General features: G+C 71.7%; 12 protein-coding genes. 6 read left to right on the forward strand and 6 right to left on the reverse strand.

Going from position 1 to position 12,320, the window contains the following annotated elements; genetic code table 11:
* Nucleotides 1–2,365, forward strand: a 2,365-nt coding sequence (locus ACWDN5_RS04035) for a GH92 family glycosyl hydrolase (protein ID WP_449674324.1), incomplete at its 5' end; no start/stop codon positions are given.
* A 216-nt stretch (nucleotides 2,366–2,581) separates the two neighbouring features.
* Nucleotides 2,582–2,947, forward strand: coding sequence for a DUF3817 domain-containing protein (locus ACWDN5_RS04040; protein ID WP_449674326.1), 366 nt, complete (start codon nucleotides 2,582–2,584; stop codon nucleotides 2,945–2,947).
* A 61-nt stretch (nucleotides 2,948–3,008) separates the two neighbouring features.
* On the opposite strand, the gene ACWDN5_RS04045 is transcribed toward ACWDN5_RS04040, so the two are convergent.
* Nucleotides 3,009–3,509: a MarR family winged helix-turn-helix transcriptional regulator gene (locus ACWDN5_RS04045; RefSeq protein ID WP_310977530.1), complete on the reverse strand. Its 501-nt coding sequence runs from the start codon at nucleotides 3,507–3,509 to the stop codon at nucleotides 3,009–3,011.
* A 79-nt stretch (nucleotides 3,510–3,588) separates the two neighbouring features.
* On the opposite strand from ACWDN5_RS04045, the gene ACWDN5_RS04050 reads away from it, so the two are divergent.
* The gene (locus ACWDN5_RS04050; RefSeq protein ID WP_310977529.1) at nucleotides 3,589–3,894 is read left to right on the forward strand and encodes a thiamine-binding protein; all 306 of its coding nucleotides are present in this window, start codon (nucleotides 3,589–3,591) and stop codon (nucleotides 3,892–3,894) included.
* Here the strand turns inward: ACWDN5_RS04050 and ACWDN5_RS04055 are convergent, their stop codons facing one another.
* Complete coding sequence (locus ACWDN5_RS04055; protein ID WP_310977528.1) at nucleotides 3,895–4,302, reverse strand: Cif family virulence factor; 408 nt, start codon at nucleotides 4,300–4,302, stop codon at nucleotides 3,895–3,897.
* Nucleotides 4,303–4,576: 274 nt separating this feature from the next.
* Between ACWDN5_RS04055 and ACWDN5_RS04060 the strand changes: the two genes are divergently transcribed.
* On the forward strand, nucleotides 4,577–5,551 hold the full coding sequence (locus tag ACWDN5_RS04060) for a tetratricopeptide repeat protein (RefSeq protein WP_449674328.1): 975 nt from the start codon (nucleotides 4,577–4,579) through the stop codon (nucleotides 5,549–5,551).
* 169 nt (nucleotides 5,552–5,720) lie between these two features.
* Here ACWDN5_RS04060 and ACWDN5_RS04065 read toward each other — a convergent pair whose 3' ends face one another.
* Nucleotides 5,721–7,154, reverse strand: a complete 1,434-nt coding sequence (locus ACWDN5_RS04065; protein WP_310974750.1) for a neutral zinc metallopeptidase — start codon at nucleotides 7,152–7,154, stop codon at nucleotides 5,721–5,723.
* 132 nt (nucleotides 7,155–7,286) lie between these two features.
* Between ACWDN5_RS04065 and glgP the strand changes: the two genes are divergently transcribed.
* Complete coding sequence (gene glgP, locus ACWDN5_RS04070; RefSeq protein ID WP_449674330.1) at nucleotides 7,287–9,815, forward strand: alpha-glucan family phosphorylase; 2,529 nt, start codon at nucleotides 7,287–7,289, stop codon at nucleotides 9,813–9,815.
* 257 nt (nucleotides 9,816–10,072) lie between these two features.
* Nucleotides 10,073–11,062: an LLM class F420-dependent oxidoreductase gene (locus ACWDN5_RS04075; RefSeq protein ID WP_310974748.1), complete on the forward strand. Its 990-nt coding sequence runs from the start codon at nucleotides 10,073–10,075 to the stop codon at nucleotides 11,060–11,062.
* 40 nt (nucleotides 11,063–11,102) lie between these two features.
* On the opposite strand, the gene ACWDN5_RS04080 is transcribed toward ACWDN5_RS04075, so the two are convergent.
* The 3 genes from ACWDN5_RS04080 to ACWDN5_RS04090 all read right to left on the reverse strand — a co-directional run bounded on the left by ACWDN5_RS04080 (nucleotide 11,103) and on the right by ACWDN5_RS04090 (nucleotide 12,313).
* Nucleotides 11,103–11,498, reverse strand: a complete 396-nt coding sequence (locus ACWDN5_RS04080; protein ID WP_310974747.1) for a rhodanese-like domain-containing protein — start codon at nucleotides 11,496–11,498, stop codon at nucleotides 11,103–11,105.
* Nucleotides 11,495–12,040 (reverse strand): cysteine dioxygenase, encoded by a 546-nt coding sequence (locus ACWDN5_RS04085; protein ID WP_310974746.1) that lies wholly within the window; start codon nucleotides 12,038–12,040, stop codon nucleotides 11,495–11,497. Before ACWDN5_RS04085 ends, ACWDN5_RS04080 begins: the two co-directional genes overlap by 4 nt.
* A gap of 81 nt (nucleotides 12,041–12,121) precedes the next feature.
* Nucleotides 12,122–12,313 (reverse strand): hypothetical protein, encoded by a 192-nt coding sequence (locus ACWDN5_RS04090; protein ID WP_310974745.1) that lies wholly within the window; start codon nucleotides 12,311–12,313, stop codon nucleotides 12,122–12,124.
* Nucleotides 12,314–12,320 lie beyond the last annotated feature (7 nt).

A 12,320-nucleotide genomic window follows, 5' to 3' on the forward strand; every position in this document is an offset into this window, starting at 1 on the left:
GTCGAAGAGCGGTCCATCGCCGGCTCGGTCCGCACCGGGCTCGCCGTGCCGGACAGCCGCGGCCGGCGGGGACGCCCTGGACGCCGTCAACACGTTCATCGGCACGCAGGACGAGGGCAACACGTTCCCGGGCGCTTCGGCCCCTTTCGGGATGACGCAGGTCAGCCCGATCACCTCGCACTACGCCGGTTACCGCTACACCGACACCGCGATCCGCGGGTTCGGGCACTTCTTCCTGTCCGGCGCGGGCTGCTGGGAGCAGGGCGGCCTGGTCTCGACCCTGCCGACGACCGGGGAAGTGGGCCCCGGCAAGGCGTTCGACACGACCGAGCCGTCGACTTTCGACCAGAAGCAGTACGCGGCGCCGTTCACCCACGACGGCGAAGTCGGCAAGCCCGGCTACTACAAGGTGCACCTGACCGGCTACGGCGGCGTCGACGTCGAGACGACCGCGGCGACGCGGGCCGGGGTCGAGCGGTACACGTTCGTGAAGTCCGGTGACGCCAACGTCTTCGTCAACGTCGGGCAGGCGAACGACAAGGAGCCGGTGACCGGCAGCAGCATCCGGGTCGTCGACGACCGGACCGTCGAGGGCACCGTGGAGTCGCAGGCGTTCTGCGGCGGCAAGGCCTACACGACGTACTTCACGACGAAGTTCGACAAGCCGTTCAAGGCGTTCGGCACGTGGTCGCCGTCCGGCGGCACACCCGGCTCACGAACGTCGGAAGGCGGCGCGGGCCTGCGCGGCGCGTGGCTGACGTTCGGTGGCGGGCAGGTGACCGCGACGACGGCCATCTCCCAGGTCGACGCGACCGGTGCCCGGGGCAACCTGGCCTCGGAGCGCATCCGGTCGTTCGACGCGGCCAAGGACGCGGCGCAGCGCACCTGGCGCCGTGAGCTGTCCTCTGTGGACATCAAGGGCGGCACGACCGACGACCGGACGGTCTTCTTCACCTCGCTCTACCACGCGCTGTTGCAGCCGCTGACGGCCAACGACGCCGACGGCCGCTACTACGGCTTCGACAAGAAGATCCACCGCGCGGTCGGCTGGACGTACTACGACTTCTTCTCGCTGTGGGACACCTACCGCACGCAGAACCAGCTCCTCGCCCTGTTGCGGCCCAGCCGCGCCAAGGACATCGCGAAGAGCATCCTGGCCATCCACGACCAGGGCGGCTGGCTGCCGCGGTGGGCGTACGCGAGCCAGGAGACGAACACGATGACCGGCGACCCGGTCACGCCGTTCCTGGTCGACCTGTGGCGCTTCGGCGCGTTGTCGGGCGAGGAGATGCACGCCTACCAGGCGCTCCTGCAGAACTCGCGGGAGATCCCGCCGGCGTCCTCGCCGTTCCAGGGGCGTTCGGGCAACGCGAGCTACCAGAAAGACGGATTCGTCCAGTACGACCCGGATTTCCCGAAGAAGGGGCAGGACACCGACCCGAACCACGGGGCGTCGGCCACCTTGGAGTACGCGCTCGGTGACTGTTCGCTGTCGCTGATGGCCGCCGCGCTCGGCAAGAAGGACGACGCGGCGGCGCTGTCGGCGAAGGGCCGGACCTACCGGACGCTGTGGGACGCCACCCAGGCCGACCGCGGCTTCACCGGCTTCTTCCGGCCGAAGGTCCTCGGCGGGGCGTGGTTCTCGCCGGCCGACAAGCCGTACAGCCCGCAGAGCCAGGACGGCTTCCACGAGGGCACGGCCTGGCAGTACCAGTGGCTCGTCCAGCAGGACGTGCCCGGCCTGGTGCAGCGGATGGGCGGCCCGGCGGCCACCGGGAAGCGCCTCGACGACTTCTTCGCCTACGACGAACTGGTGAAGAACCCGGCGACGGCGGTCCGCGAGAACTGGGTCGTCGGCCCGTACGACTACTACGACCAGTTCCGCTACAACCCGAACAACGAGCCGGACCTGCACTCGCCGTGGATGTACGCGCTCACCGGGCAGCCGTCGAAGACGTCGACGGTCGTGCGGGCCGCGCACACGCTGTTCACCAATGCGCCCAACGGCGTCACCGGGAACGACGACCTCGGCACCATGTCGGCCTGGTACGTCTTCAGCGCCCTCGGGCTGTACCCGGCCGTCCCGGGGACTGGGAATTTCGTGCTCAACGCTCCGCGTTTCGCGAAATCCGTTCTGCACCTGGAGAACGGCCGGGACATCACGATCAAGGCGCCGGGCGCTTCCGGTTCGGCGCTGCAGTACGTGTCGGGTCTCCGGGTGGATTCGCGCGCCACCGACCGCGTGTATGTCACCGTGGACCAGCTGAAGCGCGGGACGACGCTGGACTTCGGCCTCACCTCCGACGCGACGGCGAAGTGGGGGACGGCACCGTCGTCCGCCCCGGCTTCGCCCTGCGCCGGGTAGCCCGGCGACCGCTCACGACCGTGGTTCAGACCACAGTGGACCACGGTCGTGAGCATCGTCACGGGCCCCGGTGTTCCCGTGAGGGCCGTCACGCCTCACACTGGTATCAGCACGTCCGACAGCGCCGTTGACGTCCAAGGCAAGTCCGCCTTGGACGGTGCGTCGGGCGTTTTCGTGTCTGTATACCAACGTGGTGAGACCCCACAGGAGGAAGAAGTGTCCAGCAAGGCCGCTCTAGTGTTCCGCGTGGCCGCGGTAGCCGAAGCCCTCTCCTGGGCCGGGCTGCTGGTCGGGATGTTCCTCAAGTACGTCGTCCACTCCTCCGCCGAGGGCGGCGTGCCCGTCCTCGGCATGGTGCACGGCGTGATCTTCGTCCTCTACGTGGTGATCTCCCTGTCCGTGGCGAAGCCGCTCGGCTGGCGCCCGAAGACGCTGGTCCTGGCCCTGCTCGCGAGCATCCCGCCGCTGTTCACCTGGCTGTTCGAGAAGTGGGCGCTGCGCAACGGCAAGCTCGACGGCCCGCAGCGGCTGTCCCACGGCGGTGTCGGCCTGTTCCAGGCCAAGGAACCGGTCGCTGCCTGATCCCGGAATGTGAGAAAGGGCCCGCACTCGGCGAGTGCGGGCCCTTTCCGTTGCCGAGCGCTTACTCGCTGAAGTCCCCGGCGGAGCGGCGGACCTTGGTCAGGAGGTCGGTCAGCTGCTCGGTCTGCCGTTCGGTGAGGCCGCTGAGCCCGAAGTCGATGGCGGTGACGGCTTCGGTCGCGGCCTCGCGGCGCTTGCGGCCCTCGTCGGTGATCTCCACCAGCGTCGTGCGGCGGTCGGTCGGGTGCGGGACGCGCTTGACGAGCCCGTCGCGCTCGAGCCGGTCCACTATGTTGGTGACACTGGTGGGGTGCAGCTGGAGCCGCTCGCCCATCACCCGCATCGGCAGGCTGGCGCTGCGGGCGAAGGTGAGCAGCACCAGCGCTTCGTACCGGGCGAAGGTCAAGCCGTGCGGCTTGAGCGCGCCGTCCACCGCGGACTGGATGATCTGCTGGACCCGCATCACCCCGGTCACCGCGGCCATGGTCCCGGAGGGCCCGATCCGGTCCTCCCAGATCCGGGCCGCGCGGGCGATCGGGTCGAACGGCAGCGGACGGTTCATGACACGCGAAGTTACCAGCGGGTACCGGCGGGTGTCGCACGACTGGCGGAAATGACCACCGAAGAAGGGACTTCCGAGCATGATCGTCGCGTTCAGCGTGAGCCCGTCCGGCGGGGATGCCGACGGCGGGGTGAGCGAAGCCGTGGCCCGCGCGGTGAAGGTGGTCCGCGACTCCGGGCTGCCCAACTCGACCAACGCGATGTTCACGAACATCGAAGGCGAGTCCTGGGACGAGGTCATGGACGTCGTGAAGCGCGCGGTCGAGGCCGCGGGCGAGGGGGCGTCACGGGTGAGCCTGGTGCTGAAGGCGGACATCCGGCCGGGCTTCTCCGGTCAGCTCGAGGCCAAGGTGGACCGCGTGGAAGCGCGTCTGCGCGAATCCTGACTAGGGGAGGGGCGGGGTGAAGGCGACCGTCCACCGGCCGTCTTCGCTCGTCACGGTCAGGGGGTAGCTGAACGGCTGCCCGTCGCCGAGCGCGCCGGAGACGGTGGCCCGGGTCGGCTCGCGCGCGTCCGGCCCCAGCTCGACGCGCACATCGTGCACCCCCCGGCCGGCGAGCACGGAGACGTAGTCCTTCGCGAAGTCGTCCCCGCCGGAGCCGGGGTAGTCGAGCAGATCGGCGAAGGCATCGGCATCGTGCCCGGAAAGGGCGGCGGCGAGCTTGTCCCGCAGTTCGGCGGGCGAGGCCGCCCCGGGGTCCGGTTCGTGCACGATGAGCAGCGTCACCGCGCCGACCCACACGACGGCGGCCGCGATCGACAGGCCCACCTTCACGTCACGCCGGATGTGCACCCGGCCGAGCCTGCCCCAGCGCTGCCGTCCTGCCAAGCGGACGGGCCGGGAGGTGCGCAAACCCACGGCGCGCGGTCCGAAATCGTCGGTGCCGGTCGATAGGCTGGATACCGGGGGACGGAGGCCGCCCCCGTGCCGCCAGCCGCCCGCGGCTCGGAACCCACGCAGCCGTCGAGAGGAACCCGGCTGCCGCACCCACCGCCGGAACGTGTCAGACGCTGGACACCCCGGGCACCCGGTGAAACTCCTCCGGCGCCCGTGCCAGGATGGAACCGTGACACAACCACGCGGATCTGCAGCGAAGTCAGCGGCCCTGTCCGCCGCCCTGTCCGGCGCGGTCGACCTGTCCGCGCTCAAGGCCCGTGCCGAAGCGGCGCAACGGCAGCCGGCCCCGCCCGCCGGCCCGGCCGGTGGGGGCGACGGGCCGCCGCGGCCCGCCTCGGGCGCGGCCGTGATCGATGTCACCGAGGCCACCTTCCAGGCCGAGGTCGTGGAGCGGTCCCTGCACCAGCTCGTGGTCGTCGACCTGTGGGCCGAGTGGTGCGGCCCGTGCAAGCAGCTGTCCCCGGTCCTCGAGCGGATGGCCGCCGAGTCCGGTGGCGCGTGGGTCGTCGCGAAGGTCGACGTCGACGCGAACCCGCGGATCGCGCAGCTGTTCGGCGCGCAGTCCATCCCGACGATCGTCGCCATCGCCGGCGGCCAGCCGGTCGACGCCTTCTCCGGCGCGCTGCCCGAGCCCGAGATCCGCAAGTGGATCACCGCGCTGCTGGACGCCCTGCGCGACAAGCTGCCGGGCATCCGCGACGCCGAGGCGGCCGGCGGCCCGGTCGAGGAGCCGGAAGACCCGCGTTTCACCGAGGCGGAAGAGGCCTTCGAGCGGGGCGACTTCGCCGCCGCGCAGGCCGCCTACGAGCGCATCCTCGACGTCGAACCGGCGAACGAGCTGGCCAAGAACGCCCTGGCCCAGGTCAAGTTCACCGCCCGCGCCGAGAGCGCCGACCCGGAGGCCCGCGCCAAGGCGGACGCCGACCCGTCGGACCTGGCGGCCCAGCTCGACGCGGCCGACCTGGAGATCGCGGCCAACGAGGTGGAGGCGGGCTTCAAGCGCCTGATCGACACCGTCCGCCGCACCGCGGGCGAGGACCGCAACAAGGTCCGCGAGCACCTGGTGGCCCTGTTCGACCTGTTCGACCCGGCCGACGACCGCGTCATGAAGGCCCGCCGCGACCTCGCGAGCGCCCTCTTCTGAGACGGAAGGGGCCCCCACCGTCGCGGAGTCGGGCGGTGCGGGGCCCGCGGTGTCGCGAATGACTCATTCGGGACGTCCGAGGTACCGAATGGGTCATTCGCGACCTTCGAGGCGCGCCGGCACCCGCAGAACTTTGCCGGGCCCCACCGCAGTGGGGCCCGGCAAAGCGCTAGGCGTAGGACTTCGAGCAGACCGACGAGCCCTCGAGGTAGCCCTTGCGCAGCGCCTCGACCCGGTCGAAACCGCTGTCCGGGCGCTTCCCGTTGACGTCCGCCGACACGAGGCTCTCCGGCTGCAGCAGGTCCGCGATGGCCTCGTCGAGGTCGCCCGCCGACAGCCGCAGGTCGCCCGGCCGGTTCGTGAACGCCGCCCACGCCCCCACCAGGCAGGCCGTGCGCAGGCCCGCGTTCGCGTTGTCGATCGACGCCCCGACGCCCTTCTGGATGCCCAGCGCGTAACGCGCCGCGACCTCCGAGAACGCCGCGAAGTCACCCATGCCGCCCGGGTCCTCGCCCTTCATCTCGGCCTCGCGGTCGATCGGCTGGGCGAGCTGGGCCAGCTTGGCCATGTCGATGCTCACGGTGTTGTCGCCCGGGCAGTACGACGCCGGCGGCGTGGTCTGGCAGCTGCCGCCGTCGGTGATCTCCGGCGCGGCCACCCCGGCGCCCTTGAACGCCTCGTCGAGGCTCTTCTTCAGCAGCGCGACCGTCTGTTCGTTGAACTTCGCGTCGCCCTTGCCCTTGTCGCCCTTGTCGAACGGGCGCTCGGTCAGCCGGGGCTTGACGTTCTGTTCCGTCATCCCCGCGCACTCCTTCGGGCCCTTCTCGAACCCGGCCTGGAACGCGTACGTGCGGTCGAACGCCGTGCCGTGCGCGCCCTTGTCGGCGGCGCTGGTGCCGGCCTGGTCGCGGATCAGGAACATCGAGGCCATCACCTGGTTCAGGCCCTCGGACGTCGACACGCGGTAGTACTTGCTCTTGTCCTCGGCGACCCAGCGGAAGTAGCCGCCGGCGAAGCAGTCGGCCTGCTGCTCCTTGACCACGGTCGGGGTGTTCTTCGCGATCCCCGCCTTGTCGCCGAGCCGGTACTGGACGGCGTGGCCGAACTCGTGCGCGAGCACCACGACCACCGACATCGGGCCGAACCGCTGGCGCAGCATCGGCAGCAGCACGCCGCGGTCCCACGCCACCGAGTCGTCGACCGGGCAGTAGAACGCGTTCACGAGCTTCTTCACGCTGCCGCAGCCGGTCTTCTCGGTGTCGGTCTGCGCGTCGTAGGACAGCAGCGACTTCACCGGCTCGAACTGCTGGCCGAAGTTCGCCGGCAGCATCTCGCCCCAGTAGGTCTGGACGTCGTCGATCGCGGCGGTGGCGAGCTTGTCGTCCTCGCCGCCGTCGGCGTTGCGGACGTTGAGGCTCGGCGTCGGCGCGTCCGGCTTGAGACCGCTTTCGAAGTGCGTCACCGGCAGCCCGGAGACCGAACCCGCGCCGGTGTCCTTGGCCGGGTCCCCGCTCGCCCCGCCCTTGCTGTTGCACCCGCTCACGGCGACCGCCGCGACGGCCAGCAGCGCGACCAGCGCCCGCCGTCCTCCCCCTGGGATCATCAGTTCCACTCGCTCTCGTGCCCACCCGTACCCGACGGGCAGGACCATACCCAGGGCATACGCGCAGCGTGCACGTAATCCCCGAACTCCTCCCTGCGCACCGGCGCCCGTGGCCCGATATCGTCGCTTCCCATGCGTGCAGTCCGCCGGTTCACCGTCCGCGCCAGCCTCCCGGATTCGCTGTCCGGCCTGGGCGCGCTGGCCACCAACCTGCGCTGGACGTGGCACCCGCCGACGCGCGACCTGTTCGCGTCGATGGACGCCGAGCTCTTCAACGCCGTGCGCGACCCGTTGCGGATGCTCACCGCGCTGCCGCCGGCCCGCCTCGACGAGCTCGCCGTCGACGACGACTTCCTGGAGCGCGCGAGAACCGCCGCCGAGGACCTGGAGAAGTACCTCTCGGAGCCGCGCTGGTACCAGCAGCGCGACGACGACGGCCTGCCGCCGGCGGTGGCCTACTTCTCGATGGAGTTCGGCGTCACCGAGGCCCTCCCGAACTACTCCGGCGGCCTCGGCGTGCTGGCCGGCGACCACCTCAAGGCCGCGTCCGACCTGGGCGTGCCGATGGTCGGCGTCGGGCTGCTCTACCGCAACGGCTACTTCCGTCAGTCGCTGTCGCTGGACGGCTGGCAGGTCGAGCACTACCCGGTGATCGACCCGAACGCGTTCCCCCTGGAGCTGCTGACCGCGGGCGGGCGGCCGGTGCTGATCGGCGTCGCCATGCCGGGCGGGCGCGAGCTGTGCGCGCAGATCTGGCAGGCCCGCGTCGGGCGGGTGCCGCTGCTGCTGCTCGATACCGACACCGAGGCCAACGACGAAGACCTGCGCGGCGTCACCGACCGGCTTTACGGCGGCGACGCCGACCACCGGCTGCGGCAGGAGATCCTGGCCGGCATCGGCGGCTTCCGGGCGGTCCGGAAGTACTGCGAGCTGACCGGGCACCCGCAGCCCATGGTGTTTCACACGAACGAGGGACACGCGGGCTTCCTCGGCCTCGAACGCGCCCGCGAGATCGTCCAGGCCGACGGCCTCGCGTTCGACGAGGCCATGCCCGCGGTTCGCGCCGGGACGCTGTTCACCACACACACCCCGGTCAGCGCGGGCATCGACCGGTTCCCGGTCGACCTGGTGCAGCGCTACTTCGCCGACGGCCGCCTGGTGCCGGACATCGACCCGCGCCGCGTGCTCGCGCTCGGCGCCGAGGACAACCCCGGTCTGTTCAACATGGCGCACATGGGCCTGCGGCTGGCGCAGCGCGCGAACGGCGTCTCCCAGCTGCACGGCCGGGTCACGCGCAAGATGTTCTCCCGGCTGTGGCCCGGGTTCGACCACGACGAGGTGCCGATCTCGTCGGTGACCAACGGCGTCCACGGCCCGACCTGGGTGGCCCGCGAGCTGAGCACGCTGCTCGGCCGCGAATGGGGCCTCGACGTCGGCGAGGGGCCGCTGCGCGACGGCGTCTCGGACGCCCAGCTGTGGGAACTGCGGCGCGAGCTGCGCGAGAAGCTGGTGCACGAGGTGCGGCGCCGGGTGCGCGCGGCGTGGCTGCAGCGCGGCGCGTCGCCGCTGGAGCTGGGCTGGGTCGACTCGGTGTTCGACCCGGACGTGCTGACCGTCGGCTTCGCCCGCCGCGTCCCGACGTACAAGCGGCTGACGCTGATGCTGCGCGACCCCGAGCGGCTGCGGACGCTGCTGCTGCACGAACAGCGGCCGATCCAGGTCGTCGTGGCCGGCAAGTCGCACCCGGCGGACGAAAACGGCAAGCAGCTGATCCAGCAGATCGTCCGGTTCGTCGACGGCGCGGACGTCCGGCACCGGATCGTCTTCCTGCCCGACTACGACATGTCGATGGCGCGGTACCTCTACCGCGGCTGCGACGTCTGGCTGAACAACCCGGTGCGGCCCCTGGAGGCGTGCGGGACGTCGGGGATGAAGTCGGCGCTGAACGGCGGGCTCAACCTGTCGATCCGCGACGGCTGGTGGGACGAGTGCTACGACGGCAGCAACGGCTGGGCGATCCCGACGGCGGACGGCGTCGCCGACCCGCTGCGCCGCGACGACCTCGAGGCCGCGGCGCTGTACGAGCTGCTCGGCCAGCAGATCGCGCCGCTGTTCTACGACCGCTCGGACGACGGGGTGCCCACGGGCTGGCTGTCGATGGTGTGGCACACGCTGGAGACGCTCGGCCCGCGGGTCCAGGCGTCCCGGATGGTCCGCGAGTACGTCGACAACGGCTACCTCCCGGCGTCCCGCACGGTGGCGGCGGCGACGGGCGACGGCTACCGCGGCGCGCTGTCGCTGGCGGACTACCGCACCAAGCTCGAGGTGTCCTGGCCGCGGCTGCGCATCTTCGACTCGGAGCTGCTGGTGGAGGCGACCGAGCCGCTGGTGGTGGGCACCGAGGTGACCATCCGGGCCCGCATCGACCTGGCCGGCCTCGACCCGTCCGAAGTGGACATCCAGGCGGTGGTCGGCCGGGTGGCCGACGACGACGAACTCCGCGACCCGGTGACGGTCCCGATGACCGAGGACGGCATCGGCGCGTTCGCGGCCCGCGTGAAGCTGCCGAGGCCGGGGGCGATCGGGTACACGGTCCGGGTGCTGCCGAGGCACGGCCTGCTGGCGGCCCCGGCGGAGCTGGCGCGCGTGGTGCTGGCCTGACCCGCCCGGCGGGGCGGCGCGGAGGTCACCGCGCCGGGCTCCGCCGAGGCCGCGCCACGCCGAGCCGCCGCGGCCGTGCTGCCCGAGCCGCCGAGGCCGTGCCACCCGAGCCGCCGCCGCGGTCGCGGTCGCGACCACCGCAGCCGCCCGTGTTCGCTGGTCGTCGCCCCGAGCCGCCCCTGCGCCGCCGGGCTGGAGCTGCTCCAGCCGGGCAAAATCACGCCGCGCACATCCCTGAGCGAAGCTAAGTTGTACGCATGCGCTTCGGAATGTTCGTCCCGCAGGGCTGGCGGCTGGACCTGGCCGGCATCGACCCCGCGGACCACTGGAAGACCATGCTCGGCCTCGCGAAACACGCGGAGGCGGGCCCCTTCGAATCGATCTGGGTCTACGACCACTTCCACACCGTGCCGGTCCCGACCGACGAGGCCACGCACGAGGCGTGGTCGCTGATCTCGGCGTTCGCCGCCGCGACGGAGACCGTCCGGCTCGGGCAGATGTGCACCTGCATGGGCTACCGCAACCCCGCCTACCTGGCGAAGGTCGCCGCGACGGCCGACCTCATCTCGGGCGGCCGGGTCGAAATGGGCATCGGCGCCGGCTGGTACGAGCACGAGTGGCGGGCCTACGGCTACGGCTTCCCGACCGCCGGCGAGCGGCTCGGCCAGCTCGACGAGGGCGTGCAGATCATGCGCGACCTCTGGACGACCGGCAAGTCCACATTGGACGGGAAGCACTACCGGACCGACGGCGCGATCCTGAGCCCGCGGCCGCTGCAGGACGGCGGCATCCCGCTGTGGATCGCCGGCGGCGGCGAGAAGAAGACGCTCCGGATCGCGGCGAAGTACGCGAAGTACACGAACTTCTTCCCCGAGCCGGAGGCGTTCACCCACAAGTCCGAGGTCCTGGCGGCGCACTGCAAGGACGTCGGCACCGACTTCGACGCGATCGTCCGCTCGGGCAACCTCAGCGTCGTCCTCGGCGAAACCGAGAACGACGTCCAGGAGAAGCAGGCCTGGCTGAAGGCGCACTACGAGAAGTACGTCCCGGCCGAGGACGCCGCGCGGGCGGTCGCGACCTTCGCGAGCGGCCCGACGGCGGGCACCCCGGAGCAGGTCGCCGAGCACCTCGCCGCCCTGGGCAAGCGGGGCATGTCGTACGCGATCCTGAACTTCCCGGAAGCCGCGTACGACCGCTCGGGCATCGACTTGTTCACCAAGCACGTCGCCCCGGCGCTCGCGGGCTGAAAACTGTCGGTCCCCTTCGGTAGCGTGGAAAACGGGGCTGCTAAGGCACCGCCGGGCTGCCGCCGTCCTGCACGGGCAGCCCGGCGGCCGCCCACGCCCGGAACCCGCCCTCGAGGTCGGTCGCCCCGGGCAGCCCGAGCCGCTGCAGGTCGGCCGCCGCCAGGCTCGACGAGTACCCCTCGTTGCACACCACGATCACCGTCGACTCCGGGCCGACCGCCGGCAGCCGCCACTCGCTGTCCGGCGCCAGCCGCCACTCCAGGTGGATCCGCTCGACGATCACCGCGCCCGGGATCTCGCCTTCGGCCGCGCGGTTCGCCAGCGGCCGGATGTCGACGACCAGCGCCCCCGCCTCCTGCAGCTCGCGGGCCCGGGCGGGCGTCACCCGGTCCAACCCGGACCGCGCGGAAGCCAGCAGCGAATCGACAGCGCTCATGACCGGACGATAGCGGGCAGCGGCGGGATTTCCGCCGGAACGTCGGCGAGCGAGTCGTACTCCCGCGTCGCCACCAGCGGCGGCGAGTACGCGTGGACGCTCGCCGCGGGCCGGTCGCCGAGCCCGGTGACCTGGTGGGCGCGGCCCGCGCCGAAGCCCAGGCCCTCGCCGGCCACGTGCGTCCGGCGCCGGATCGGGCCGCCGGGGTAGCGGTACTCCTCGCCGAGTTCACCCTGCAGGACGGTGAACGAGCCGGACGCGCCGCCGTGGTCGTGCGGCTTCGTGTGCTGGCCGGGCAGCCACGACAGCAGCCACAGCTCGACGCCGTCGGTCAGCGCCAGCCGCGCCCACCAGCGGCGGTCCTCGTCGAAGCGCAGGATGCCGCGCAGGCCCGCGGTCAGCTCGGTGGTGACGGTGGCGGTCAGCTCGGCCAGCTCCCGCGGCGTCCACAGCAGCCGCGCGGGGTGCAGCAGCTCGGGCAGCAGCGGGTCGGTCAGCTGCGGGTGGATCTCGACGGGCGGGCGAACCAGGGACGTGGTCAACGCGGGTGCTCCTCGCAAGGTGAAGGGAATCGAACGCGGGGACAGCGCGGCACCGCACGCGCCGCACGAGGACGCGAGGGATCAGCGAAGCCGCGCCCGCGTACACCCGGCCGAAGCGACGAGGAGCAGGTCGATGGTGCGACGGCGCCAGAACGAGCCCCGGGTCACCGGGGTCACGGGCGCGTCGGCGGACATGCGGTGATGGTGCCACACCGCGGCCGTCCGGGCGGCCGTGTTCCAGGTCGTGGAACGGACGCCGACCTGCGTGTTCACCGTCTCA

It is taken from the genome of Amycolatopsis sp. NPDC003731, assembly GCF_053586895.1.